The 26,645-nt window shown below is 62.0% G+C and carries 22 protein-coding genes; 10 read left to right on the forward strand and 12 right to left on the reverse strand.

The genetic code is table 11. From position 1 onward, the window contains the following. Positions 1–186 precede the first annotated feature (186 nt). On the reverse strand, positions 187–1,419 hold the full coding sequence (locus DY468_RS06210) for a branched-chain amino acid ABC transporter substrate-binding protein (protein ID WP_164603402.1): 1,233 nt from the start codon (positions 1,417–1,419) through the stop codon (positions 187–189). A gap of 268 nt (positions 1,420–1,687) precedes the next feature. Continuing rightward, positions 1,688–2,533 (reverse strand): uroporphyrinogen-III synthase, encoded by an 846-nt coding sequence (locus tag DY468_RS06215; RefSeq protein WP_164603404.1) that lies wholly within the window; start codon positions 2,531–2,533, stop codon positions 1,688–1,690. 133 nt (positions 2,534–2,666) lie between these two features. Here DY468_RS06215 and purU point away from each other — a divergent pair, with 133 nt between their 5' ends. Then, on the forward strand, positions 2,667–3,530 hold the full coding sequence (purU, locus tag DY468_RS06220) for a formyltetrahydrofolate deformylase (protein ID WP_164603406.1): 864 nt from the start codon (positions 2,667–2,669) through the stop codon (positions 3,528–3,530). Positions 3,531–3,612: 82 nt separating this feature from the next. Here purU and DY468_RS06225 read toward each other — a convergent pair whose 3' ends face one another. Next, entirely contained in the window at positions 3,613–3,861 is a 249-nt protein-coding gene (locus tag DY468_RS06225) for a hypothetical protein (protein WP_230763044.1), read from the reverse strand. Between the two features lie 416 nt (positions 3,862–4,277). On the opposite strand from DY468_RS06225, the gene DY468_RS06230 reads away from it, so the two are divergent. The 6 genes from DY468_RS06230 to DY468_RS06255 all read left to right on the forward strand — a co-directional run bounded on the left by DY468_RS06230 (position 4,278) and on the right by DY468_RS06255 (position 10,089). Continuing rightward, positions 4,278–5,456 (forward strand): ABC transporter substrate-binding protein, encoded by a 1,179-nt coding sequence (locus tag DY468_RS06230; RefSeq protein ID WP_164603408.1) that lies wholly within the window; start codon positions 4,278–4,280, stop codon positions 5,454–5,456. Between the two features lie 144 nt (positions 5,457–5,600). Then, a complete protein-coding gene (locus DY468_RS06235) occupies positions 5,601–6,467 on the forward strand; it encodes a branched-chain amino acid ABC transporter permease (RefSeq protein WP_164603410.1) in 867 nt (288 codons plus the stop codon). After that, positions 6,467–7,495 (forward strand): branched-chain amino acid ABC transporter permease, encoded by a 1,029-nt coding sequence (locus tag DY468_RS06240; protein ID WP_164603412.1) that lies wholly within the window; start codon positions 6,467–6,469, stop codon positions 7,493–7,495. The genes DY468_RS06235 and DY468_RS06240 overlap by 1 nt, the downstream gene beginning before the upstream one ends. Further along, positions 7,492–8,244, forward strand: coding sequence for an ABC transporter ATP-binding protein (locus DY468_RS06245; protein WP_164603414.1), 753 nt, complete (start codon positions 7,492–7,494; stop codon positions 8,242–8,244). Before DY468_RS06240 ends, DY468_RS06245 begins: the two co-directional genes overlap by 4 nt. Next, positions 8,237–8,953: an ABC transporter ATP-binding protein gene (locus tag DY468_RS06250; RefSeq protein WP_164603416.1), complete on the forward strand. Its 717-nt coding sequence runs from the start codon at positions 8,237–8,239 to the stop codon at positions 8,951–8,953. The genes DY468_RS06245 and DY468_RS06250 overlap by 8 nt, the downstream gene beginning before the upstream one ends. 17 nt (positions 8,954–8,970) lie before the next feature. Further along, on the forward strand, positions 8,971–10,089 hold the full coding sequence (locus tag DY468_RS06255) for a cobalamin-independent methionine synthase II family protein (protein WP_164603418.1): 1,119 nt from the start codon (positions 8,971–8,973) through the stop codon (positions 10,087–10,089). 225 nt (positions 10,090–10,314) lie between these two features. Here DY468_RS06255 and DY468_RS06260 read toward each other — a convergent pair whose 3' ends face one another. From DY468_RS06260 to DY468_RS06285, 6 genes are all read right to left on the reverse strand, one after another. After that, positions 10,315–11,019: an ABC transporter ATP-binding protein gene (locus tag DY468_RS06260; RefSeq protein ID WP_164603420.1), complete on the reverse strand. Its 705-nt coding sequence runs from the start codon at positions 11,017–11,019 to the stop codon at positions 10,315–10,317. Next, positions 11,012–11,794, reverse strand: coding sequence for an ABC transporter ATP-binding protein (locus tag DY468_RS06265; protein ID WP_164603422.1), 783 nt, complete (start codon positions 11,792–11,794; stop codon positions 11,012–11,014). Before DY468_RS06265 ends, DY468_RS06260 begins: the two co-directional genes overlap by 8 nt. Further along, positions 11,791–12,735, reverse strand: coding sequence for a branched-chain amino acid ABC transporter permease (locus DY468_RS06270; protein WP_164603424.1), 945 nt, complete (start codon positions 12,733–12,735; stop codon positions 11,791–11,793). Before DY468_RS06270 ends, DY468_RS06265 begins: the two co-directional genes overlap by 4 nt. A gap of 3 nt (positions 12,736–12,738) precedes the next feature. Beyond that, a complete protein-coding gene (locus tag DY468_RS06275; protein WP_164603426.1) occupies positions 12,739–13,611 on the reverse strand; it encodes a branched-chain amino acid ABC transporter permease in 873 nt (290 codons plus the stop codon). 167 nt (positions 13,612–13,778) lie between these two features. Further along, complete coding sequence (locus tag DY468_RS06280) at positions 13,779–14,960, reverse strand: ABC transporter substrate-binding protein (RefSeq protein ID WP_164603428.1); 1,182 nt, start codon at positions 14,958–14,960, stop codon at positions 13,779–13,781. 263 nt (positions 14,961–15,223) lie between these two features. Continuing rightward, positions 15,224–16,534, reverse strand: coding sequence for a UDP-glucose dehydrogenase family protein (locus DY468_RS06285; RefSeq protein WP_164603430.1), 1,311 nt, complete (start codon positions 16,532–16,534; stop codon positions 15,224–15,226). Positions 16,535–16,741: 207 nt separating this feature from the next. On the opposite strand from DY468_RS06285, the gene DY468_RS06290 reads away from it, so the two are divergent. From DY468_RS06290 to ahcY, 3 genes are all read left to right on the forward strand, one after another. Further along, complete coding sequence (locus DY468_RS06290) at positions 16,742–18,094, forward strand: hypothetical protein (protein WP_164603432.1); 1,353 nt, start codon at positions 16,742–16,744, stop codon at positions 18,092–18,094. A 65-nt stretch (positions 18,095–18,159) separates the two neighbouring features. Then, entirely contained in the window at positions 18,160–19,356 is a 1,197-nt protein-coding gene (metK, locus tag DY468_RS06295; RefSeq protein ID WP_164603434.1) for a methionine adenosyltransferase, read from the forward strand. A 262-nt stretch (positions 19,357–19,618) separates the two neighbouring features. Beyond that, entirely contained in the window at positions 19,619–21,028 is a 1,410-nt protein-coding gene (gene ahcY / locus DY468_RS06300) for an adenosylhomocysteinase (RefSeq protein WP_164603436.1), read from the forward strand. A 350-nt stretch (positions 21,029–21,378) separates the two neighbouring features. Here ahcY and DY468_RS06305 read toward each other — a convergent pair whose 3' ends face one another. Genes DY468_RS06305 through DY468_RS06315 form a run of 3 tightly spaced genes read right to left on the reverse strand, consistent with a single transcriptional unit; the run spans position 21,379 to position 26,236 of the window. Continuing rightward, the gene (locus DY468_RS06305) at positions 21,379–23,235 is read right to left on the reverse strand and encodes a radical SAM protein (protein WP_205512060.1); all 1,857 of its coding nucleotides are present in this window, start codon (positions 23,233–23,235) and stop codon (positions 21,379–21,381) included. Next, positions 23,205–24,500, reverse strand: a complete 1,296-nt coding sequence (locus DY468_RS06310; RefSeq protein ID WP_164603441.1) for a hypothetical protein — start codon at positions 24,498–24,500, stop codon at positions 23,205–23,207. The genes DY468_RS06305 and DY468_RS06310 overlap by 31 nt, the downstream gene beginning before the upstream one ends. After that, entirely contained in the window at positions 24,488–26,236 is a 1,749-nt protein-coding gene (locus DY468_RS06315) for an esterase/lipase family protein (RefSeq protein WP_164603443.1), read from the reverse strand. The genes DY468_RS06310 and DY468_RS06315 overlap by 13 nt, the downstream gene beginning before the upstream one ends. Positions 26,237–26,645 lie beyond the last annotated feature (409 nt).

A 26,645-nucleotide genomic window follows, 5' to 3' on the forward strand; every position in this document is an offset into this window, starting at 1 on the left:
GTTTTTGCCTGCAACTGAGGGGATGGTCGAGGGTCACCTCTCCCCGCTGCGGGGAGAGGTCGAATTGCGCAGCAATCCGGGTGAGGGGGCGTCTCGACAGAGCGCGGACGTTGCGTCGTGTAGAGGCGCCCCCTCACCCCGCCCCTCTCCCCGCAAGCGGGGAGAGGGAGGAGCGACGTGCGAGCCTTACGGCCGGTCCATCTTGCAGGTGGTCGGCACGATGGTCTGCGGCGTGTCGACCTTCGCGACCTGGGTCCAGCCCCAGCCGGTGTTTTCTTCATCGAACTGGCCCGGCTTGATCTCGCCGAACGAGGAGATGTAGATCGGCTGGAAGAACTGGTGGTCGTCGGCACGCATGAAGCCTTCACCGCCGTCCAGAACTTCGAACTTCATGCCTTCCAGCGCCTTGCCGACCTTGATCGGGTCGAGCGACTTGGCCTTCTCGGCGGCCGCCGCGAACATCCGCATTTCATTGACCGCGCGCGGATACCAAAGGCTCAGGCCGACCTTGGCGCGGAATGCCTTCTCGTAATCCTGAGACGCCTTGTGGTCGACGTTGGCGAAGCCCTCGGTGATCTGAAACACCTTGTGGTCGAGGCCGGCCTGCTTGATCGCGGTCGGGCCGCCGGCGCCGCCGGCGTAGTAGGTGTACCAGTTGACCTTGAGACCGGCGTCGGCGGCCGCCTTCAGCAGCAGCGCGATGTCCTGGCCCCAGTTGCCGGTGACGACGGAGTCGGCGCCGGACGCCTGGATCTTGGCGATATAGGGTGCGAAGTCGGTGATCTTCAGCAGCGGATGCAGCTCGTCGCCGACGATCTGAATGTCCGGGCGCTTCTTCGCCAGCATCGCCCGTGCGGTCGAGCGCACCGACTGACCGAAGGAGTAGTCCTGATTGATCAGGTAGACCTTTTTGATCGCAGGCGTGTCCTTCATGTAGTTGGTTAGCGCCTCCATCTTGATGTCGGAGTTCGCATCCCAGCGGAAATGCGCAAAGCTGCATTTGTCGTTGGTCAGGATCGGATCGACCGCGGCGTAGTTGAAGTACAGCACTTCCTTGCCGGGATTGCGCTCGTTGTATTTGGTGATGAAGTCCGACAGGGCGCCCGCGACCGACGAGCCGTTGCCCTGGGTGACGTAACGCACGCCGGCGTCGATCGCTTTTTGGGCCTGAATCAGGCTTTCCTGCGGGTTCGTCTTGTTGTCGAGCGGAACGATCTCGACCTTCTTTCCGAGGATACCGCCCTTGGCGTTGAGTTCATCGGCGAGATACTGGAAGGTCTTCAGGCCGCCTTCACCAACGCTGGCGCCGCCGCCGGACAACGGATCGATGTAGCCGATCTTCACGGTCTCTTGCGCGGCCGCCACTGAGCCGAGCATCGGCAATGCGATGGCAACGGCTGCGAGCAGAGTCTTTCGCATCTTATTAGTCCTCCCTGGAGCTTGTTCGTTTGATCGTTGGTTTCGGTGTTAGCGCAGATCAGTCATGCGTTTCAACCGCCGTCTGGTGATTGGTGGAAATAAGTCGAATGTGGTGAGTGACAAAAAGCGGAGCGACTCGTGATCGGTAGCTAGTTGCTTAACCACGCGCCGTGCCGCCCGGAAGATGAACGTCGCCTCTCTTTTTCGAGTTCCGCCCTATGGAATGTTCAGGTGTCGAGATGTTGCGACATCTGGGGAAACGCGCGCGTCAACGTGCGGCAGCATCACGCGTCGTGCGACCTCCGAGGGTGACGATCATCGCGCTGATCAGCGGCTTCATGAAGAACGCCTCGTTGGCCGGCGTGATGGTCGGTGCAAAGCCGTGTGCGGCGAGCTCCTCCGTCACCACCGGGCCCACCGATGCGATCGGCGTGATGCGCAGAGCCTCGCGCAAGCGATCGTCGCAACGGTGCGCCCGCGCGACGTCGAACAGTCTGCGCACCTGTCCGGAGCTGGTCAGCGCCAGCGCATCGACACGGCCCTGCGCCATCTCCTCGATCGCCGTGACCACTGTGTGCTCGGCGGCGCGGGCGTCGTAGGCATAAGGCAGCACCGCATCGACAGTGGCGCCTTGGCCCGCGATGGCGTCGAGCAGTTCGGTGTGATCGCGTTCCGGATAAAGCTGCACGCCGACGCGGTGACCCGCCAGATCGTGACGCCTGAGTGTCGCGGCGACGCCGCCGGACGTCGGCGCTTCAGCCGTCACCTGCGGTTCGAGTCCGATCTCGCGGAGCGCACGGCCGGGCTTGGGGCCGCGAATGAAGGTTCGCGTGCGGCCGACGGCCGCGACGAAAGCGTGCTCGCGGCCGGTTGCACAAGCGAGCTTGGTCAGCCGACGCAGCCCTTCGCCGGTCAGCAGCACCAGATCGTCGAACGGTGCGGCGATCAGCCTGTCGATCCACGCCGACACCGGCGCCGGGTCCGGCGCATCGCAGATTTGGAACATCGGACACTGCAGGACATCGGCGCCCTGGTCGGTCAGTAGCCGGGCGAATTGGGCCTCTTCGCGCGTCTCCAGGATCAGGATACGGGTGCCTTGGAGCCGCTCGGCCATGGAATCTCTCGTCCTTCGCCCATTGTCTGGGCATCTTGCGCCGGTCGGCGGGATTGGCGCAAGCGATCCGGCGGTGCTACAGCAGGGCACCGCAACGAGTTCCAGCGCGCGCGGCGCTGCTACCAAGATCGCCATGCCCCATCATCAATATGTCCTGACCCTGTCCTGTCCGGATCGCGCCGGCATCGTGTCCGCCGTGAGCACGTTCCTGTTCGACAACGGGCAGAACATCCTCGACGCGCAGCAATACAACGATACCGAGAGCGGCCACTTCTTCATGCGGGTGGTGTTCAACGCCGCCGACAAGGTGATTCCGCTGGCGGCGCTGCGCACCGGTTTCGGCGTGATCGCGGCGAAGTTCACGATGGGCTGGCACATGCGGGACCGTGAGACCCGGCGCAAGGTAATGCTGCTGGTGTCGCAGTCCGACCATTGCCTGGCGGACATTCTGTATCGCTGGCGGGTCGGCGACCTGCACATGATCCCGACCGCGATCGTCTCCAACCACCCGCGCGAGACCTTCAGCGGGTTCGATTTCGGCGAGATCCCATTCTACCATTTCCCGGTGAACAAGGACACGCGGCGGCAGCAGGAGGCGGCGATCACCGCGCTGATCGCCCAGACCCACACCGATCTGGTGGTGCTGGCGCGCTACATGCAGATCCTGTCGGACGAGATGTCGGCGCGGCTGGCCGGCCGCTGCATCAACATTCATCACTCGTTCCTGCCGGGCTTCAAGGGTGCGAAACCGTACCACCAGGCATTCGATCGCGGCGTCAAGCTGATCGGCGCCACCGCCCATTACGTCACCAGTGCGCTCGACGAGGGGCCGATCATCGACCAGGACGTCGAGCGCATCAGCCATCGCGACACCCCAGCCGATCTGGTGCGCAAGGGCCGCGACATCGAGCGCCGGGTACTGTCCCGGGCACTGCATTATCACCTCGATGACCGGTTGATCCTCAACGGGCGGAAGACGGTGGTGTTCACGGATTGACGGTGTGCACCGCCGAGGCTGCATCGCGCAGCCTGGCGCCCCGTGGGCACCGCGCCGTCTACGACTTTCGTCTATTTGGTGTCTATCGGGTCTGCGCAGTCGGCGCCGGGTGCCCGGATTCAGCGGCCTTCGCCGCTTCGAGTTTTTCCCGCTCGGCCGCCGGCATCTTCCGGAGCCGTTCCTGCTCCTGCATATAGGCGTCGTACTTGGCGGTGCCGGGGCGCGGTGGAGCGTCCGGCGGCAGTCCCCCGGCCCACTGCGGCACATAGTCCGCCATGCCCACGGTCAGCGCGCTGTTGATGCTGCCGCAGCCTGCCAGGGTGCCCAACATCACGATAGCGCTGACAACGCGCAGTCCACTCGGCAACCCAATTCCCATCGACACTCTCGACCTCGCTCGCCGCCGGCCGCAGGGCGCCGACGCATCTGTTTACCGCGTCTGCCCGATCGGTCCAAACCGTCGCCCGCTATCGGATAGCGGCATACCTGTTATTGCGCCATCATTTCAGTTTCCGTGGCAATGATAAGGCGCCAGATGCGTCGGAACGATACGAGTCGGCGGTGGGATGGTTCGGCCCTTGCTCGACCGCATTCGCCGTCGGCACCGAAGACATCGCAGGGCGCGTAGGGGAGGCTTTCGCAAGTCGCCCCCGCGAGGCGACAGCGCAACGCGATGTCGGCTATGGTGGACGGACAAAGCCTCGAAAAAGAGGCGAGCAACAAAACTCAGAGGAAAAGGAAACATCCATGCGGATAGGCAGACGAACGTTGTTGCAGGCCGCCTGTGTCGCTCTGGCAGGCGCCGCGCCGATCGCTGTGGCACATGCCGAGGATACCGTGAAGATCGGCCTGATCGTGCCGATGACCAGCGGCCAGGCCTCGACCGGCAAACAGATCGACAACGCCGTCAAGCTGTACATGAAGCAGCATGGCGACACCGTCGCCGGCAAGAAGATCGAGGTCATCCTGAAAGACGACGCCGCGGTGCCGGACAACACCAAGCGGCTCGCGCAGGAACTGATCGTCAACGACAAGGTCAATGTCATCGCCGGCTTCGGCATCACTCCGGCGGCCCTGGCTGCGGCGCCGCTGGCGACGCAGGCCAAAGTGCCCGAGGTGGTGATGGCAGCCGGCACCTCGATCATCACCGAGCGCTCGCCCTACATCGTCCGCACCTCGTTCACGCTGCCGCAGTCCTCCACCGTGATCGGCGACTGGGCGGCCAAAAACGGCATCAAGAAGGTGGTGACGCTGACTTCCGACTACGCGCCGGGCAATGACGCGCTGAAGGCGTTCAAGGAGCATTTCATCGCCGGCGGCGGCCAGATCGTCGAAGAGGTCAAGGTGCCGCTCGCCAACCCGGATTTCGCCCCGTTCCTGCAGCGCGCCAAAGACGCCAAGCCGGATGCGATGTTCGTGTTCGTGCCGGCCGGGCAGGGCGGCAACTTCATGAAGCAGTTCGCCGAGCGCGGTCTCGACAAGTCGGGCATCAAGGTGATCGGCCCCGGCGACGTGATGGATGACGACCTGCTCAACAGCATGGGCGATGCCGCGATCGGCGTCGTCACCGCGCACATCTATTCCGCAGCGCATCCGTCGGAGCTGAACAAGCAATTCGTCGAAGCCTACAAGAAAGACTACGGCCAGCGGCCGGGCTTCATGGCGGTCGGCGGTTACGACGGCATTCACCTGATCTACGAAGCGCTGAAGAAGACCGGCGGCAAGGCCGACGGCGACTCGCTGATCGCCGCGATGAAGGGCATGGCCTGGGAAAGCCCGCGCGGGCCGATCTCGATCGACCCGGAAACCCGCGACATCGTCCAGAACGTTTACATCCGCAAGGTCGAGAAGGTCGACGGCGAGCTCTACAACGTCGAGTTCGACAAGGTCGACGCGGTCAAGGACCCGGGCAAGACGAAGAAGTAAGCGACTGCGCGCTCCGATTTGGCTTTGGTCATTTCGGGGCGCGCGCAGCGCGAGCCCGGAATCTCGCTCAACAACCTCTGGATTCCGGGTTCGCTCGCTGGCGCGATCGCCCCGAAATGACGATAGCGAAGTGATTGCGAGCCCATGACCCTGCTCACCATTCTGTTCGACGGTGTCGCCTATGGCATGCTGCTGTTCGTGCTCGCGTGCGGGCTGGCGGTGACGCTGGGGCTGATGAATTTCGTCAATCTCGCGCACGGCGCGTTCGCGATGGCCGGTGGCTATGTCTGTGCCGTGCTGGTCAATCAGGCGGGCTGGCCGTTCCTCGCAGCGTTGCCGCTCGCCTTCCTGGCCAGCGCCGTGATCGGCGCGGTCCTGGAGCGCCTGCTGTACCGGCATCTCTACGCGCGCTCTCACCTCGATCAGGTGCTGTTCAGCGTCGGGCTGGTGTTCATGTCGGTCGCCGCGGTCGACTACATCATGGGCTCGTCGCGGGTGTTCATGCAGCTGCCGGAGGCGCTGCAGGGCCAGATCGACCTGTTCGGCGTCGGCATCGGCCGCTACCGGCTGATGATCATCGTAATCTGCGGCCTGCTGACGGTCGGCCTGCAGCTGACCCTGGCGAAGACGCGGTTCGGCAGCCGGCTGCGTGCGGCGGTCGACGATCCGCGCGTCGCATCCGGCCTCGGCATCAACGTGCCGCAGGTGTTCGCGCTGACATTTGCGTTCGGCTGCGGGCTCGCCGGCTTCGGGGGGGCGCTCAGCGCCGAGATTCTCGGACTCGATCCGTATTTCCCGCTGAAGTTCATGATCTACTTCCTGATCGTCGTCACCGTCGGCGGCTCCTCTTCGATTACCGGGCCGTTCCTCGCCTCGCTGCTGCTCGGCATCGGCGATGTTGCCGGCAAATACTATCTGCCCAAGCTCGGGCCGTTCGTGATCTACACCATCATGATCGTGATCCTGATCTGGCGTCCCAACGGCCTGTTCGGCCGCACCGCGGCGCGCTGATGACCATGTCGACTCCTCCCGAAATCGTCGGCTTCCACGCTCGCCGCACGGCGCGCTGGCACTGGGCCGAGTTCGCGTTCTGGACCGTGCTGATCGGCTGCGGCCTGCTGTTTCCGTCGCGCTATCTGATCATGACCGAGATCGTCCGGCTCGGCCTGTTCGCGCTGTCGCTCGATCTGATCCTCGGCTATGCCGGCATCGTCTCGCTCGGCCATGCCGCCTTCTTCGGCGTCGGCGCCTACAGCGCCGGCCTCTTGGCGCTGCACGGCATCGTCGGCGAGCCGGTGCTGGCGCTGCTGGTCGCCGGCCTCGCCGCCGCGGTGCTCGGCTTTGCCACCAGCTTTCTCGTGATCCGCGGCGTCGATCTCACCCGGCTGATGGTGACGCTCGGCATCGCGCTGCTGCTGGAAGCGTTGGCCGAACGGTTCTCCGACATCACCGGAGGCACCGACGGCCTGCAGGGAATCGTGATGCAGCCGCTGCTCGGGCTGTTCGAGTTCGACATCTTCGGCAAGGTCGGGTTCTGGTACACCGTCGCGGTGTTGTTCGTGCTGTTCCTGCTGGCGCGCCGAGTGGTGCACTCGCCGTTCGGCCTGTCGCTGCGCGCGATCCGCAACAACCCGCTGCGGGCCTCGGCGGTAGGCATCCCGGTCAACGCCCGGCTTGTCGCGATCTACACCTTTGCGGCGTTCTATGCCGGCATCGCCGGCGCGCTGTTCACCCAGACCACCCAGCTCGCATCGCTCGACGTGTTTTCATTCGAACGTTCGGCCGATCTGATCCTGGTGCTGGTGCTCGGCGGCACCGGCTATCTGTACGGCGGGCTGATCGGCGCGCTGGTGTTCAAACTGCTGCAGGAGACGTTCTCGATCCTGACGCCGCAATATTGGCTGTTCTGGATCGGGCTGGTGCTGGTGGTGATCGTGATGATCGGCCGCGAGCGGCTGCATCGCTGGGTGTTGTTCCTGCCGCGCAGTATCGCGCGCGCAGTGCGGAGCGGCAAGACGGCGGCCGGAGGCGCGGAATGACCCTGGCGCTGCAGACCATTGGGCTGGAAAAGCAGTTCGGCGGTCTCGCCGTCACGCGCGATCTGTCGCTCAATGTCGAAGCTGGGGCACGCCATGCCCTGATCGGCCCTAACGGCGCCGGCAAGACCACGGTGATCAATCAACTCACCGGGGTGCTCAAGCCGAACGGCGGCCGCATCCTGCTCGAAGGCCACGACATCACCCACATGCCGGTGCACAAGCGGGTGCTGCGCGGGCTGTCGCGTACATTCCAGATCAACCAGCTTTATGCCGACCTGACGCCGCTCGAGACCATCGGTCTCGCGGTGTCGGAGCGCTCCGGCCACGGCAGCGACTGGTGGCGGCGGATGGGCACCCGCGCCGATATCAACGGCGAGATCGCCGAGAATCTCGAACGCTTCAAGCTGCTCGACGTGATGAACGAGCCGACCGGCACGCTCCCCTATGGCAAGCAGCGCCTGCTGGAGATCGCGGTGGCGATCGCCACCAAGCCGCGGGTGCTGCTGCTCGACGAGCCGGCCGCCGGCGTGCCGGAGAGCGAGCGCCATGACATTCTCGCCGCGGTCGCCGGCCTGCCGCGCGAGGTGACTGTGCTGCTGATCGAACACGACATGGACCTGGTGTTTTCGTTCGCCGACCGGATCTCGGTGCTGGTCTCGGGCGCGCTGCTCACCGAAGGTACGCCCGAAGAGGTTGCGCGCGATCCACAAGTGAAGGCGGTGTATCTCGGCGAGGATGCCGATGTCTGACCTGCTCGCGATCGACAAGCTCCGCGCCGGCTACGGCGAGGCGGTGGTGCTGCCGTCGATGTCGTTGCGCCTCGCCGAGGGCGAAGTGCTCGCGCTGCTCGGCCGCAACGGCACCGGCAAGACGACGCTGATCAATTCCATCGTCGGCGTTACCCGCCGCTTCTCCGGCACGATCGCGGTCGGCGGAATCGATGTCACTGCGTTGCGCCCCGATCAGCGGGCGCGGGCCGGCATCGGCTGGGTGCCGCAGGAGCGCAACATTTTCAAGTCGCTCACCGTCGAGGAAAACCTCACCGCCGTGGCGCAGCCCGGGCCGTGGACGGTGGCGCGGGTCTACGAGATGTTCCCGCGGCTGGAGGAGCGCCGCAGCAATTTCGGCAACCAGCTTTCCGGCGGCGAACAGCAGATGCTGGCGATCGGCCGTGCGCTGACGCTCAATCCGAAGGTGCTGCTGCTCGACGAGCCGACCGAAGGGCTGGCGCCGATCATCGTCGACGAATTGCTGTCCGCGCTCGGCAGCATCACCCGATCCGGCGGCATCTGCTCGATCATCGTCGAGCAGAATGCGCGAAAAATCCTCGGGCTCGCCGATCGGGTTGTGATATTGGAGCGCGGCGCGATCGTGCATGATGCGGCGAGCGCGGCGCTGAAGGACGACGCCGCAACGCTGGAGCGTTATCTGGGCGTTTCCGGCGGGGCAAAGAGCTGACCTTGGGGAGTGAACTGATGCAGAGAACAAAGCCACCGTTCCGCGCCGACGAGGTCGGCAGCCTATTGCGGCCGCAGAAGATCAAGGAAGCCCGCGCCAAGTTGGAGAAGGGCGAGATTACCGCCGCCAACCTCCGCGAAGTCGAGGACATGGAGATCGAGAAGGTCGTCCATAAGCAGTCGGCGATCGGGCTGAAGCTCGCCACCGATGGTGAGTTCCGCCGCTCGTGGTGGCACTTCGACTTCCTGAGCCATCTCACCGGTTGTGAGCTCTACCATCCCGACACCGGCATTCAGTTTGCCGGCGTGCAGACCCGCAACGATTCGATCCGCGTCGTCGGCAAGCTCGACTTCCCCGACGACCACCCGATGCTCGATCACTTCCGCTTCCTGAAGAAGCACGCCGAGATCGCGCACGTGACGCCGAAGATGACAATCCCGTCGCCGGCGGTGCTGCACTTCCGCGGCGGCCGCAAGGCTATCTCCAGCGAGGTCTATCCGGATCTCGACGGTTTCTTCGAGGACCTTGCCAAGACCTATCGCAAGGCGGTGAAGGCGTTCTACGACGCCGGCTGCCGCTATCTGCAGTTCGACGACACCGTGTGGGCCTATCTGTGCTCGCAGGACGAATTGCAGAAGGCGCGCGCCCGCGGCGACGATCCGGACAATCTACAGCAGATCTATGCGCGTGTGATCAACTACGCGATCGCCGACCGTCCGTCCGACATGGTGATCACCACCCACGTCTGCCGCGGCAATTTCCGCTCGACCTGGATTTCGTCTGGCGGCTACGAGCCGGTGGCCGAGACGCTGCTCGCCGGCATCAACTACGACGGCTACTTCCTGGAATACGATTCCGAGCGCGCCGGCGGCTTCGAACCGCTGCGCTTCCTGCCGAAGGGCAACAAGGTCGTGGTGGTCGGCGTCATCACCTCGAAGTTCGGCGAACTGGAGAGCAAGGATGCGATCAAGCGACGGCTCGAAGAGGCGTCGAAATTCGTGCCGCTCGAGCAGCTCGCGTTGTCGCCGCAGTGCGGCTTCGCCTCGACCGAAGAGGGCAACATCCTGTCCGAGCAGGAGCAGTGGGACAAGCTGCGCCTCGCCGTGGAAGTGTCCTGGGACGTCTGGGGGAAGTAAGCGCTTCGCTCGAGCTTATTGGATCTGCGTGATGGCCGGGCTTGTCCCGGCCATTTGCTTTTCGAACGAGCCCCGTCATTCCGGGGCGCTCGCGAAGCGAGCGAACCTGGAATCCAGATGTTGTTGTGATGCCGGGTGCGCCATAACGTCGAGATTCCGGGTTCGCGAGCTGGCGCTCGCGCCCCGGAATGACGGAGGAGAGTGCGACGTGCCGATCGCCTGCCTTCAATCAAGCCCGAGATACGCCGCCTTCACCTTCGGATCGGTGAGGAGTTCTGCGGCCGGTCCTGCGTGCACGATGCGGCCGGTTTCGATCACGTAGCCGCGGTCGGCGATTTCCAGCGCAGCGGCGGCGTTCTGTTCGACCAGCAGGATAGTGATGCCGCTGCTCCGCATCGCCACGACGGCGTCGAGGATCTGGTCGACCAGGATCGGCGAAAGCCCGAGCGAGGGCTCATCAAGGAGCAGCAGCTTCGGCTGCCCCATCAGGGCGCGGCCGATCGCGAGCATCTGCTGCTGGCCGCCGGACAGGCCGCTGGCCTGCTGGTCGCGCTTGTCCTTCAGGATCGGAAACATCGCATAGACGCGCTCGCGGTCGGCCTCGATGCCGTCGTCCTTGCGCAAATAAGCACCGAGCCTGAGATTGTCGGCGACACTGAGTGGGCCGAAGATCTGGCGCCCCTCGGGCGACTGGGTGATGCCGAGGCCGACGCGCTTGTGCGGCGCCAGCTTGTCGATGCGTTGGCCGAGAAACCGGATTTCTCCGCCGGACACAGGCTGCACGCCGGACAGCGCCCGCAGCAGCGTTGTCTTGCCGGCGCCGTTCGAGCCGATCAGCGCGACGACTTCACCGGCATGTACTTCGAGGCCGATGCCTTTGAGGACGTCGATCCGGCCGTAGCCGCTGTGCAGATCCTTCACCTCAAGCACGCGCCGCCTCCCGCGCGCCGTGGCGTCCGAGATAGGCTTCCGCCACCAGCGGATTGTGCCGCACCTCGTCGGGCGTGCCTTCGACCAGCATCCGGCCCTGATTGAGCACCAGGATACGATGCGAGATCTTCATCACCAGCTTCATGTCGTGTTCGACCAGCACCACCGCGATGCCCTGGTCGGCGACGCGGCAGATCAGGCGGTCGATTTCCTCGGTCTCGACCGAATTGCATCCGGCTGCCGGCTCGTCGAGCAGCAGCACCCGCGGTTCGGCGGCGAGCGCGCGGGCGATTTCCAGCCGCTTGCTGGCGCCGTAGGACAGGGAGCCGGCTGCCACGTCTGCATCGTCGCGCAGGCCGACCTGATCGAGCAGCGTGAGCGCAGCGGCGCGGGTGGCGCGGTTTTGCCGGGTCACCGAGGGCAGGCGCAGCAGATCGGCAAACAGGCTGCAGCGCTCCTGCAAATGCCGGCCGACCATGACGTTCTCGGCGGCGGTCATGCGGTGGAAGATCTGCAAATTCTGGAAGGTGCGCGACAGTCCGCGCGAGGCGAGTGCGTCCGGCGGCAGGCCGGTGACGTCACGGCCGTCCAGTTCGATGCGGCCGTGATCTGCGGCGTACATGCCGGAGACGACGTTGAACAACGTGGTCTTGCCGGCGCCGTTGGGGCCGATGATCGACAGGATTTCGCCGGGCGCGACCGAGAAACCAACGCCATCGATCGCCTTGACGCCGCCGAACGCGATGCCGACATCGCTGGCCTTCAGCAGACTCATGACCGTGCTCTCCTTGCCAGCTTCGCCAGCATCGGAACCATGCCGTCGCGCATGAAGATCATCGACACGATGATGATCAGACCGAGCAGAAAATGCTCATAATCCTGAAACACCGTCAGCAGTTGCGGCAGCACCACCAGCACCGCGGCGCCGACGATGCTGCCGACGATCGAGCCGAGGCCGCCGAGTACCACCATCGTCACCAGCTCGACCGAATGCAGAAAGCCGGCCTGGTCCGGATTGACGAAGCCGTTCATCATCGCCAGCGCCGAGCCGGCGACCGAGGCGTACACCGCGGCGATCACGAACGCCTGCAGCTTGAAGCGCTCGACATGCACGCCGGCGGTGCGCGCCGCGACCTCGCTGTCGTGCAGCGCGCGGAACGCGCGGCCGGTCGGGGTGTCGTCGAGATTGAGCGCGAACCAGGTGCCGATCAGCAGTAGCCCGGCCGTGATCCAGTACCAGGTGGTCGAGCCGGAGACGCGCCAGCCGAACAGGCTGAGCTTAGGCACCGGCATGCCGTCAGGGCCGCCGGTCCAGCCGCTTTCGGTGGTGATCACCATCGCCACCAGCACGCCGAGTCCGAGCGTGGCGATGGCGAGATAGTGCCCCTTCAGCCGCAGGATCGGCCGGCCGACCAGAAAGGCGAGCACGGCGGAGAGCAGGGCGCCGACCAGCACCGCGAGCAGCGCGTTGAGGCCTAAATGCGCCGGCCCGATCGCAACGGCGTAAGCGCCGATACCAAAGAATCCGGCATGGCCGAGGCTGACCTGGCCGGCCTTGCCCATCAGAATGTTGAGGCCGATCGCCGCCAGCGCCGACACCCAGACCAGCGAGGCGACGCGGAAGTAATAGCTGGACGGAAACAGCAGCGGCAGCACCGCCATCATCACAGCGAGCACAATGAGAATGACGGACCTTCGGCCGAGCAGATTCAGCATCACTCAGACCCGCTCGACTTTACGGCGGCCGACCAGCCCCTGCGGCGCCACGAACAACACGGCGAGGATGACGATGAAGGCGATGGCGTCCTTATAGGTCGACGACACGTAGCCGGCGCCGAACGATTCCAACAGGCCCAGAAACAGGCCGCCGATCACGGCGCCGAGCGGATTGCCCATGCCGCCGAGCATCGCGGCCGCAAAGCCTTTCAGCGCCAGCAGCGTGCCGACGTCGTAGCTGGTCAGGGTGATCGGGGTGATCAGGATTCCGGCGATGGCGCCGATCGCGGCCGAGCCGCCGAAGGCGAGCGCCATCACGGTGGCAACGTTGACGCCGACCAGCCGCGCCGCGAGCCGGTTGGCAGCGGTGGCGACCACCGCCTTGCCGATCAGCGTCCGCTCCATCACGTAGTACAGCGTCAGCACCACCAGCGCCGCGCCGCCGAGCACCCACAGGCTCTGCGGCTGGATCACCGCGCCGAACAGATGGATCGGCGCGTCGCCGGAGAAAGCCGGCAGCTTGTGGAACTGCTTGTCGAACACGATCTGCGCCGCTCCGCGCAGCAGGATCGAGGCGCCGATGGTGATGATGATCAGCGACACTGCGGAAGCGCCGCGGGCCGGCGCGATTGCCAGCCAATACAGCAGCAGCCCGACCACGACCGCGACAATCACCGCAAGTAACGCCGCCAGCGGCAGCGGCACGCCGGCCGCATAGGCGAACACGGTGACCATGCCGCCGAGCATGACGAATTCGCCCTGCGCGAAATTGACGACGTCGGCAGCGTGATAGACCAGCGTGAATCCGAGCGCGACCAGCGCATATACCGCGCCGACGGTCAGTCCCGAGATCAGGAATTGCAGAAGTTCGGACATGGCGCTTGAAGGGCTCTTTCGCAGGCGTTTGATCTGAGGCGCCATCAATCAGAGACGTCATTCCGGGGCGCCCGCATCGGCGAGCGAACCCGGAATCCAGAAGTTGTTAGGTCGAGATTCCGGGTTCGCGGGCTGGCGCCCGCGCCCCGGAATGACTCCCGACTTGCTCAGCTACCCGGCTGCACCAGCGTCCAATCGCCATTCTTGACTTCAAGCATCCGGAACGCCGACAGGTCGAGGCCGAGATGATCGGTCGGCGACATAGTGACGATGCCGCCGGTGCCGACGAAGCCCTTGGTCGTCTCGATCTCGTCGCGCACCTTCTTCGGATCGGTCGACTTCGCCCGCTTCATCGCATCGATCAGGATGTAGAGGCCGTCGTAAGCGTGGCCGCCGAAGGTCGAGACCGGCTGCTTGGTGGCGTCTTCGTAGGTCTTCTTGTAGTCGGTCACGACCTTCTTTTGCGGATCGTTGTCCGGCAGTTTGTCGGCGACCAGCAGCGCCGCGGCAGGCAGGCGGACGCCTTCGGCCGCGGGGCCTGCGAGCTCGATGAAACTCTTCGAGGCGACGCCGTGGCTCTGATAGAGCGGCGTCGACGACATGCCGAGCTGCGCGTAGTTGCGGGTGACGATCGCAGGCCCCTGGCCGAAGCCGGGATTGACCACCGCCTCGACGCCGGCGGTATTCTTGATCTTGGTGAGCTGAGCCGTCATGTCGCTGTCGCGCGGGCCGTAGGTTTCCTCGGCCACGATGCTGACGCCGTAGTTCGGCGCGACCTTGAGGCACTGCGCGCGCATCGACGAGCCGAAGCCGTCGGTGCCCGAGATCATCGCCACCTTGGTGAATTTGCGTGCCTTAATGTTCTCGAAGATTTTCTCGCACGCCATCTTGTCGGTGTGCGGGGTCTTGAACACGTATTTGCGGACCGGATCGATGATTTCGACCGCACCGGCAAACGAGATGAACGGGATCTGGGCTTCTTCGAACACCGGGATCATCGCCATCGTGGTGCCGGTGGTCGAGCCGCCGATCATCGCCACCACCTTGTCGTCCTCGACCAGCCGGGTGGCGAAGGTGCGCGCCTTGTTGGCGTCGCCGCCGTCGTCATAGACCACGAGTTCGATCTTCTGGCCGTCGACGCCGCCCGCCGCGTTGATCTTGTCGACATACATCTTCAGCGTCTTGTCCTCGGGATCGCCGAGAAACGACGCCGGGCCGGTAATCGACAGCACCGAGCCGAGCTTGATGGTCGAAGCCGCCAAAGCGGCGTGCATCAGCGAGAAGCTGGACAGCGCCAGAGCCGTCGCGCCAACGGCGACGCTGCGCAGGACATGCGTGTAGTGAGCCATGAATCCGTTTCCTCCGTTGCAGGCTCGCGCTTCTTCCGAGCGTCTTGGCCTGATCCCATCCCGTTGCTTTATACGACGCCGACCGCGCCGATCGCACCTTATGCTTTCTGATGATCGTAAAACTTAACCGATCGGTCGGTCAATAGTGTTGCGCGAAGGCGCGCAACAACCGCCGCTCGCGCGGCGCGCGGCCGGATCGGGGGGGGCGAGCGGCGTTGTGGTAGGGAACGGCTCTGCGGACTCGGCAGCGTTGATATGCGCGACTACGCGTCGCCGCGGCCGACGCTGTGATAGCTGAAGCCGTGCTCGGCCATTTCGGCGGGGCGGTAGATGTTGCGCAGGTCGACCACGATCGGCTGCGCCATTGCGTCTTTCAGCCGCGGCAGGTCGAGCGCGCGGAATTGCACCCACTCGGTGACGATCACCAGAGCGTCCGCGCCCTTGGCGCAGTCGTAGGCGTCTTCGCAATAAGTGATGTCCGGCAGCTCCGACTTGGCGTGGTCCATGCCGGCGGGATCGAACGCCTTCACCTTGGCGCCCATGTCGAGCAGGCTGGTCACGAGCGGGATCGATGGCGCCTCGCGCATGTCGTCGGTGTCCGGCTTGAAGGTGAGGCCGAGCACCGCGACGGTCTTGCCGCGCATGTTGCCGCCAAGCGCCGCCGACACCTTGCGGGCCATTGCGCGCTTGCGGTTATCGTTGACCGCCATCACCGCCTCGACGATGCGCAGCGGCGCTTCGTAATCGAGGCCGATCTTCACCAAGGCGCGGGTGTCCTTGGGGAAGCACGAGCCGCCGAAGCCGGGGCCGGCGTGCAGGAACTTGCTGCCGATCCGGTTGTCCATGCCGATGCCGCGGGCGACGTCCTGGACGTCGGCGCCGACCTTCTCGGCGAGGTCCGCCATTTCGTTGATGAAGGTGATCTTGGTCGCCAGGAACGCGTTCGCTGCGTATTTGATCAGCTCGGCGGTGCGCCGCGCGGTGTACATCAGCGGGCCCTGGTTCAGCGACAGCGGGCGGTAGATCTCGCCCATCACCTTGCGGGCGCGCTCGTCGGCTGTGCCGATCACGATGCGGTCGGGGAATTTGAAGTCGCGGATCGCCGCACCCTCGCGCAGGAATTCGGGGTTTGAAGCGACCGCCGCGTCGGCGGTGGGATTGGTCTCGCGGATCAGCCGCTCGACCTCGTCGCCAGTGCCGACCGGGACGGTCGACTTGGTGACGACGACCGTGAAGCCCTTCAGGGCTGCGGCGATTTCCTTTGCGGCGGCATGCACATAGGACAGGTCCGCGTGGCCGTCGCCGCGCCGCGACGGAGTTCCGACGGCGATGAACACCGCATCCGCTTCGCCCACCGGGGCGGTGAGGTCGGTGGTGAAGTCGAGCCGTCCGGCCTTGACGTTGGCCGCGACCAGCTCGTCAAGTCCCGGTTCGAAGATGGGAATTTTGCCCCGATGCAGGGCCGCGATCTTGCCGGCATCCTTGTCGACGCAGGTCACCTGGTGGCCGAAATCGGCAAAACACGCCCCCGATACCAGCCCGACATAACCCGTTCCGATCATCGTGATGCGCATGTCTGAAATCCGTTCCGTCAGCCGCCCGGATACTCCGGACTCGCGCGCCTCTTAGCAGATCGTTTTCGATTTCCCAATGACAGTTTGGCGGCCCCACATTGAAATTTGTCCCAAATTATCTGCCGTCTTCGTTCGAACGTTGCGCTTTCAGTAGTGGGAAATGCGTGCTAGGAAGCCGGACCGATCGGAAACTGCCCACCCGCCCGCATGAACAACGACCAGCTTCTCAGCCGGATTTCCGACTACTGCCGTCAGGCCGGGATGGCCGAGACGACGTTCGGCCGGCGTGCGGTCAATGACGGCAAGCTGGTGCATCGACTGCGCGAGGGCAAACGCATCACGCTGGATACGTTGGAGCGGATTGAGGCGTTTGTTGCTGCTGGGCTGGGCGTTGCGCCGCCGCCGCGGGGGCTGGTGGTGCCGCTGGAGCGGCGGGATCCGCGCAGCAACTTCCGCTTCTTCGAGAACCGGCAGAAATACCTGTTGTTCGTCCATACCTGCGGCGAGAAGCGGGTGGTGGCGGACCGCGTCGCGCTGGAGCTCGCCAACATCCACCCGCGGCCTCCGGCGCTGCGGGTATTCGATGCCGGCTGCGGTGATGGGACGGTGCTCGCGCGCGTGCTGCGGGCGATGCACGGGCGGTTTCCGCAGATGCCGTTCTATATCGCCGGCAAGGAACTCAGCCTCGAGGATCTGCGGCTGACGCTGGAGAAAGTGCCGGACCGGCTGTTCGAGCACCCGGCGTCGGTGTTCGTATTCACCAACATGAAATACGCCGAGGCGCCATGGCTGACGCCGTCCTCGCCGAGCGCCGCCGCCGGGATGATCTGGCACGAGGTGGCGCTGCGGGGGGCTTCGTCCGGCGAGTTCGAAACCCAGATCGCCGAGCTGGCGCCTTTCCTGCAGGACAACTGGCGCGCCAATGTCAGCCCGCGCACCGGGATGCCGGTGTACGAGCGCCCGGTCGCGATCGTGCTGTACCGCGAGGACCACCGCTTCCTGCTCGACGCGGTGATCCCGCGCGCCGGCCGCACCGAGGCGAATTTCGACCTGATCATCGCCTCGCAGCCCTACCGGGCGAAATCATCCGTCAACTTCCGGGCCAAGCGGATCATCGCGCCGCTGGCCCGGGCGCTCCGCGCCGGCGGACGGCTGATCGGAATCCACTCTCATGGTCGCGATCCGGGATTAGAAATCGTCCAGGCGATCTGGCCGGACGAGAACCCGTTCTCGGTCAGCCGCCACGAATTGTTGCGCGCGGTCAAATACGAGCTGGGCTCGGCTGGTAGAGACCTGAACTTCAACGCCTATGCCGATAGTCGCTCGATCTTTCGCTATGATATGGAGGCACTGCCCAATGAGGTCACCGGACCGATCGGCAATTCGACCGCCTTTGCCGCATGGAATGCCGCGGTGTATGTCGCGCAGATCGAGGACGACCGGCTCACCGAAGTGACCCGGGACGGCCAGTACTTGGAAGCCACCAGAGAAGTTCTGCGCAAGCACAGCGGTCTCTGGTTCAACGATGAATCCTACGTCATCTCGCGAAGGCGCGACTGACATCTATCAGGATAGTTATCTTTCACCAAAACACCGCCGAACGTCCGGCGGACAAGGGGTTACTGATGCGCGCGTCTTATATGTTCACCAGTGAGTCGGTGTCGGAAGGGCATCCGGACAAGGTCTGCGACCGGATCTCCGACGAGATCGTCGATCTGTTCTATCGCGAAGGGCCGAAGGCCGGCATCGATCCGTGGGCGATCCGCGCCGCCTGCGAGACGCTGGCGACCACCAACAAGGTGGTGATCGCCGGTGAGACCCGCGGCCCGGCCTCGGTTACCAACGAGCAGATCGAACACGTCGTCCGCGAAGCCATCAAGGACATCGGCTACGAGCAGGACGGCTTCCACTGGAAGACTTGCGACATCGAAATCCTGCTGCATCCGCAGTCGGCCGACATCGCGCAGGGCGTCGACGCGCTGCAGCCCGGCACCAACAAGGAAGAGGGCGCCGGCGACCAGGGCATCATGTTCGGCTACGCCACCAACGAGACCCCCGACCTGATGCCGGCGCCGATCTTCTACGCCCACAAGATCCTGCGCCTGATCTCGGAAGCCCGCCACTCCGGCAAGGAGAAGATTCTCGGGCCCGACTCCAAGAGCCAGGTGACGATCCAGTACGAGAACGGCAAGCCGCAATATGTCCGCGAGATCGTGGTGTCGCATCAGCATCTGGTCGAGGATCTGACCTCGAACCAGGTTCGCGACTGCGTCGAGCCCTATGTGCGTCAGGCGCTGCCCGACGGCTGGATCACCGACAAGACGATCTGGCACATCAACCCGACCGGCAAGTTCTTCATCGGCGGCCCGGACGGCGACTCCGGCCTGACCGGCCGTAAGATCATCGTCGATACTTACGGCGGCGCGGCCCCGCATGGCGGCGGTGCGTTCTCCGGCAAGGATCCGACCAAGGTCGACCGCTCGGCGGCCTATGCGGCGCGCTACCTCGCCAAGAACGTCGTCGCCGCCGGCCTCGCCGACAAGTGCACCCTGCAGCTCGCCTACGCGATCGGCGTGGCGCGCCCGCTGTCGATCTACATCGACACCCACGGCACCGGAAAGGTTGCCGAGGACAAGCTCGAGACCATCGTGGCCGAGGTGATGGACCTGACCCCGCGCGGCATCCGCACCCACCTCGACCTCAACAAGCCGATCTACGCCCGGACCTCGTCCTACGGCCATTTCGGCCGCACCCCGGACGCCGACGGCGGCTTCTCCTGGGAGAAGACCGATCTTGCCGACGCCATGAAGCGTGCGGTGTAAGTGAGAAAGTAAGCCCAAAGCCGGCGTCTTCACCTCTCCCCGCGCGCGGGGAGAGGTCGGCCCGGCGAAGCGCAGCGAAGTCGGGTCGGGTGAGGGGGCGCTTCAGCGCAGCCGAGCCTCGCGGCCTCGCGGCGACGCCCCCTCACCCCGGCCCTCTCCCCGCAAGAGCGGGGCGAGGGAGACGAGGCACACTGCCTCAAACTGCCCGATTCAGTTCGTAGTGCTCAGTTCGACTGACACAGACATCAGGAACCCCATCCGCATGACCGCCAAGTTCACCGATTACATCGTCAAGGACATCGGCCTCGCCGATTTCGGCCGCAAGGAGATCTCGCTGGCCGAGACCGAAATGCCCGGCCTGATGGCGACCCGCGAGGAATACGGCCCCAAGCAACCCTTGAAGGGCGCCCGCATCGCCGGCTCGCTGCACATGACGATCCAGACCGCGGTGCTGATCGAGACGCTGGTGGCGCTCGGCGCCGACGTCCGCTGGGTGTCGTGCAACATCTACTCGACCCAGGACCACGCCGCCGCCGCGATCGCCGCCGCCGGCATTCCGGTGTTCGCCGTCAAGGGCGAGACGCTGAAGGATTACTGGGACTACACCGCCAAGCTGTTCGACTGGTCGGACGGCGGCACCCCGAACATGATCCTCGACGACGGCGGCGACGCGACCATGTTCGTGCATCAGGGCCTGCGTGCCGAGAACGGCGACACCATGTTCCTCGATCAGCACAATTCGGAAGAAGAAGAGATCTTCTTCGCGCTGATCAAGCGCATCCTCAAGGAGAAGCCGAAGGGCTACTTCGCCACGCTCGCCAAGAACATCAAGGGCGTGTCGGAAGAGACCACCACGGGCGTGCATCGTCTGTACGACATGGAGAAGGCCGGCAAGCTGCTGTTCCCGGCGATCAACGTCAACGACTCGGTCACCAAGTCGAAGTTCGACAACCTCTATGGCTGCCGTGAATCGCTGGTCGACGGCATCCGCCGCGGCACCGACGTGATGATGTCCGGCAAGGTCGCGATGGTGGCCGGCTTCGGCGACGTCGGCAAGGGCTCGGCGGCGTCGCTGCGCCAGGCCGGCGCCCGCGTCATGGTGTCGGAAGTCGATCCGATCTGCGCGCTGCAGGCGGCGATGGAAGGCTATCAGGTGGTGACCATGGAAGATGCGGCTCCGATCGCCGACATCTTCGTCACCGCCACGGGCAACAAGGACATCATCACCATCGACCACATGCGCGCGATGAAGGATCGCGCCATCGTCTGCAACATCGGCCACTTCGACAACGAAATTCAGATCGCGCATCTGAAGAACCTGAAGTGGGACAACATCAAGCCGCAGGTCGACGAGATCACCTTCCCGGACGGCAAGCGCATCGTGCTGCTGTCGGAAGGCCGCCTCGTCAACCTCGGCAACGCCACCGGCCATCCGTCCTTCGTGATGTCGGCGTCGTTCACCAACCAGACGCTGGCGCAGATCGAGCTGTTCCAGAACCAGGGCAAGTACGACAGGAAGGTCTACGTGCTGCCCAAGACCCTGGACGAAAAGGTCGCCCGCCTGCACCTCGCCAAGATCGGCGTCAAGCTCACCGAGCTGCGCAAGGACCAGGCCGACTACATCGGCGTCAAGGTCGAAGGCCCGTTCAAGGCGGATCACTATCGGTACTGATAGTTCAAGTCGTCATGGCCGGGCTCGACCCGGCCATCCATCGCGCGCGAAGCGCGCCCTTGCGCGTGATTTGTCGCGAAAAATATGGATTGCCGGGTCAAGCCCGGCAATGACGGTTCGAGGGGCGCTCACCCCTCGGAAAACAATGAAGCCCCGGAGCGATGCTCCGGGGCTTTGTCTATTGCGCTGTCCCTGCTCGACCCACTGCCATGCTTAATGGAAAACGGCGCAAATCGGCGGGTCTATTGCTCGCATCAAAATGGCAAGCTCAAACTTGTGAATGAATACCAACTCATCGTCCAGGCGGTCTCCCCCACATATCAACGCGACGATCAAAGTAACTGTAAGCTCTATGAAGTAAAACTTGCTCCCACGATCTCCTCGGAGTGGACGCCGCTTTCGAGTTTATAGGTGCGGAACAGTTCGGCGTAATTTCGTCTTTCCTGCGGTCCAAGCACCTTGACGAGCTTCGACTCCATCTCTCGCACGTCGCTTAAAGGGCCTTCCAATTCGAGGAAGAATCCGAGTTCAGGAATTTCATCCACCGCAGCAACAAGCGACCTTCTCGATGTCAGGTAGGTAGTACGCCGCTTCTCCATATACCAAGTTGCTTCAAATCCGCTTCGATGAAGGGAGTCCCGAACCGCGCTCTCCGATCCTGCGGGAACCTCCAATTCGATCCGAGAGTATGTTCTTCCGACCCAATGCCGAGGTCCCTTTAGTGCTACCGCAAGCAGACCGCCTTCTTGGCGGAGTCGTACGACATAATCCAGTCGTTTAGCGAAACGCTCGGCCGTGTCAAAATACTCGTCCCGCTGAAACTTGGCGCCTCCACTGGCCTGAAAGCCAAACTCCGCAAGCAGCGCTTCTAAGGTTGCAACATCCAAAATTGGGTACTTAGCCTCTGTTTCAACTGGATTTGCTTGAGTAGTGAGCTCAGAAGTTTCGGGTACTGGTACATCGTAACAGATCGTTTCCAAGCTGCGCCCTTCGAAAAACCAAGGATTCCAGTTCAGATAGCGCCGTGCGTGTCCGAATCGATCTAGATGTGGCCACAGAGCTTGAATCAGATCGGGTCGTGCGTCTCCAATTCTGTATAGGCATACTTTGCCCTTGTGTGCGTATCCCTCTGTGTACAGATCTCCCTTGCTGCCAATGAGTAGAACGGAATTGGGTGTTGTGTCAGTGTCCGTGCAGCGGATATCTATAGGAAGGCGTCTTTTGATCGTCTCGTCAACTAATCGCCAGAGCTTAGTGTAGATATAAGAACTTGGTACGATTGTTGTTCTTTTGCCTTTTGAAGCTTCTTCAATGCGGCGAGCGGCGCCACCCTTCACTACCACGTGGATGACCCAATTTCGAACTCCTCTGGCGACCAGCCAGTCTCGAAGATCCCGCCATTCGTCAGCATTCTCATTTAGCGATGTAATTACAGTCTGTACCGTGAGCGGAATTCCCTCCGCATGACAGATGTCGATTGTTCGAATTGCCCCCAGCGATGACGATTCGCCGTTCTTGACGTATTGCCTGTTTGTTGGGCGAAGTTTCCGATTCTGATTAGAAATCGTATCGAGCGACACTCTGACGTGTACGTTGTTCTCTTTAAGTAGCGGAACAAGTGTAGTGATGTCTCCGACGCCTGACGTGTCTAAAACAAGAGCCTTTTCGGCTGCTAAGCGCTCGATCAGGGCCTTCGCTCGGCGTGGGCGAGTCAACGGGTCGCCACCAGTGATGACTGCGACCATCGCTGGCAGCATATTTGCCGTTGCGGCAACATTGTCAATGTCGTCATCGGATTCCGTGTCTCGAAACTGCTTCATCAAATCATCGGCGTGACAGTAGATGCACGAGAGTGGACAATGGGCTGTACAAAAGCAATTGACTACCAGCGGCATTGAAACGGATGGGAGCTCTAAGAAGCTGCCAAGAAAGGACGGGCCGCAATACGCCTTCTCTGTTATCTTGGGACTTCTTGTCTCACAAATGCCAAGCGCAGCCAGTGCTGTCACAGCTTCCTTGTCTGTGGTAGCGACTTTCGTCCAGGTATCTGGAAGAGATTTCAGATAAAGGAAGATCTTTTGATTGGCAGCAAAAAAGTCATCGCGTTGAGGCACATAGCAGATGCCACCAAAGACGTCTTCGCGCAATCGAACCCCGGGGCGAATGCGAGTTTCCATTATTTGCCCTTGCGAAACGCTAGCCACCATTCCTGCTGGCCTATGCCGTACAGTCCAGTAGTTCCCGCTCGTCGCCTCAAACCGACGTGCCTCTTAACAATCTTTCGTTCTTTCCCAAAAATGGTGCATCCCTCGTTCTCAAGAACTCTCTCGATTAAGAGTCCTGTGGGAAAAAGTATGTCCTTTCTGACTGTGTCGCGTACAAAAAAGACTAGTAGCCCTCCTTCCTTCGTTCTTTCGGAGAGCTTGCGAACTGATTGTGCGAGAGTGACTGCATAGTTTCGAAAGAATGGATAGTAATACCCCTCACTTGCATACCCGTCATCGTTCTTAATTGCCCGCAGTGCGCCGACAACTTCCATGGGTAAACCCTGCTCTTCAATTGAAAGAGGGGGGGTGCCCCTTACAACGTTTGACCCTATTTGGCGACTTTGGATTTCCCGAATATTGGCTCCCCAGATAGATGCGGAAACGTGCGACTCTGGCCCCCACATTCTAGTGTAGTCGAGTCGGTTTGCGTAGGGCGGCGAGGTGATAACTACATCTACTCGCGGCGAGCTGCCAAAATCACCGCGCGCTGCGTCCATCGGGGTTGCCGTCAACCGTCCCCAAGCCTTGGAGTTGTTGTATGTCTCAGCTATATCATCCGCAAACTTTAACCAGGAAGATGCGGCTCGTTGAAGAGACGTATTGATCTCAGATGAGCGTTGCAGTCCGCCTGGCTTGATCCAAGTGTGGTTGTCGCTAGACCGGTAGCATGCGATCTCTCTCGCTGCGAGGAGAGGGATTGCCGCAGCAAAGCGCTTCCTAAGAGACATTCGTGCGAAGTCGCTTGGCGAGTGGAACGGATCGTCCGTTAGGTCAAACAATTCTCGATATTGACGCAGCTGAACCTTGATTCCTTCAGGGAGCCAGTCGTCGACATACTCGAAGCGCAAATGCCTCTTGCGAAAGGAGACGGTGCTGAGTTTATCAGTAAACCAATCGACTAGCGCGTGGCGGCTTTTCACGATCTCTGGTGACCTGAGTGATGCCATCAGACCCATCGTCGGGTTGATGTCGCCTAACCACACCGTTGCGCCTTCAAACGCGACATTTGCCAAAAGAAAGCCCTGTCCACTCATCGGGTCGAGGATCGTCTTGTTGCTCGGGTTGCCAAGGTGAGCGAGGTAGAAATGTTGCTGGTTCGTTGTATAGCCGCCGTAAGCTCTCGAAAAGAACGGTGACCTCGATGGGGGCGCCTCGTGACTACCTTGTGGTTGTGATTCGTTGTTTGACTTGATCAATTTAGCCATTTCGCCAACTCATTAATGAGAGGCGCAGACAATTTGTCGGAGCCGATGGAATCGAGGTGTGTATCAAGCTGAAGCGTAGTAGTTGGACAGCGCAAACAGGTATCTTCGCCCGCTACGAACTGTGGTAAGAAAATGCAGCATTTCATGGACCAGGGAACTAGTCGATCCGGCTGAGACCAGCCTGTTGTATTAAATTCAGATTGTAGGGCCATGCGGATGTCGTCGCGGCTGTCCCAATCCAGAGAATAGCTTTTGGGCTCTTCCATATGGAGCGCTTCACTTCCGTGTTGACTATCTACTTCACCTAAAAGAGGCAGGAAAAGGTGTCCCACACTCAGGGAAGGGGCAATTGGTTGCGTCTTCCAAACGTTCCAGAGTACTGTTTCGTCATATCCTGCCAGTGTAATGATTGATTCGTTGCCGATCTGTGCGCCTAAGTATGAAAGGCATGTCCATACCATGGCCGGTGTTAGTAGTCGCCGTGGGCGTTGGGAGTTCAGCAATGCCAAATCGACCGAAGTGGCGTTTGGCTTTATCAATTTCGATACCTTGAGGATTACGTTTAAGCGAAAGTCGGTTTCTCCGAGCCATTTGCGTACGGCTGTCCATGGGTCCGCTTCGGGAGCTTTGCCGCTATATGCTCCGTCAATCACTTGGCTAAACGTGACGACATTGACGGCCTCAGCGTCGCCTCCGACTCTACTGACCCACGCGAGTAGTCTCTCTCGAAACCGGCTCACCTCGAAATTCGTCTCTCCAAGGTCATCGATAAATAAATTGATTGTAGCCCCTTTTTTTTGAAGGCCGGCAGCTGCGAAGCATTGCGCTGCGTGGATTGGCGTCGGGTGACGTAGTCGTACTGGCCAATAAATGTGGCAGGGCGCTTTTCGAGAATTGAATGTACTCGGGTCCCATCTAAAGTAGAACTCGCTGTCAAAAAGGCTGATTAGGTCCAAAATGTTTGATGCGTGCAAAATTGATATCAAAGGTCGATGTTCGTTCGCAGGTGTTGTCTTTGGAGAGGACAGTGATGTAAGAAAGGATTTAACGCTTTGGTATATCAGTTCGTCGCGATTGCGTGGTTTGCTTATGCTAATGTGGTCCTCGTGAAGTGGGACCGCTACTGTTTGGGGGACGCCTGGCTCGGCGGTTGCTTGGTCCACGACGATTCCGATGTGCGAAATTGGTAGCGTCTCTGCGAAGGCGCGGGTCTCGAATCTTTTGCCTCGATACCAATTATATGTCTCTCGAAGAGTGTCGTTATTGGCTTCGAGTTCTACCCCGAGTTTTGTCATTTTGAATAAGCTTCGAAGGATTTGGAGTGTTGGAACGCGGCTGGACCCCTGGTGAGGTGTGGCAACAAAAACGACACCCCTCGTGGCTTCTAGGACTCGCCTATATCGTTCAACGCCAAGGCTCTCCGCGTTCTGCAGCAGCTTCTTAATAATCAGGCCTCCCAGACTGTGTCCAACAAAGACGATTGGCTTACTTCCGAAGCCTTTGCTGCAAAGAAGTTCCAGCAGATTATTCGCGCGATCGTAGATTGGCATTGCATCGGGACCGAGCCATGCTGTTGCGGATGATTCGTATTCGATTGAATGAATGTTTATAGTAGGAAGGTCTTCATCGAGCCAATTGAGCCATCCGTGTCCGGTGAGATCATTAGTCCACGTGGACCTCGGGTCTCCGCCAATCCCGTGGATAAAAATCACGTCGATCTGGCCTTCCTTGTTCACATTCGATATCGGGTGCAATTGGGTAGACAACTGAATCCCCTAGAAGAATCGTTTGTTGCGTGCGCAGGCTAAGCTCAATTCGAAGAGCGAAGATAGCGAGATGGGCAAAATGCAATCTTCAATATTGGGGATAAACGCTTTTTGGGGTACTCGTTTGGTCGTCCGCCGTGGACAGAACTGCAAAACAAGTACTCTTCACGGCAGTGATCCGCCGTGGCCGACACAAGCAAGCGTAGCCCGGGTGAGCGGAGCGACACCCGGGATTTTTGAATGAAGCGCTCGCTTTCTCGGATATCGCTGCGCTCATCCGGGCGACCCCTTTGCTACGCCTTTCCGAACGGATCAACCGCCGCCACACCCGTCGGTGCAAAATCCGAAACGTTTCGCGTCACCACGGTCAGTCCGTGCT

The organism is Rhodopseudomonas sp. BR0M22, from assembly GCF_010907035.1.
Lineage (GTDB): Bacteria > Pseudomonadota > Alphaproteobacteria > Rhizobiales > Xanthobacteraceae > Rhodopseudomonas.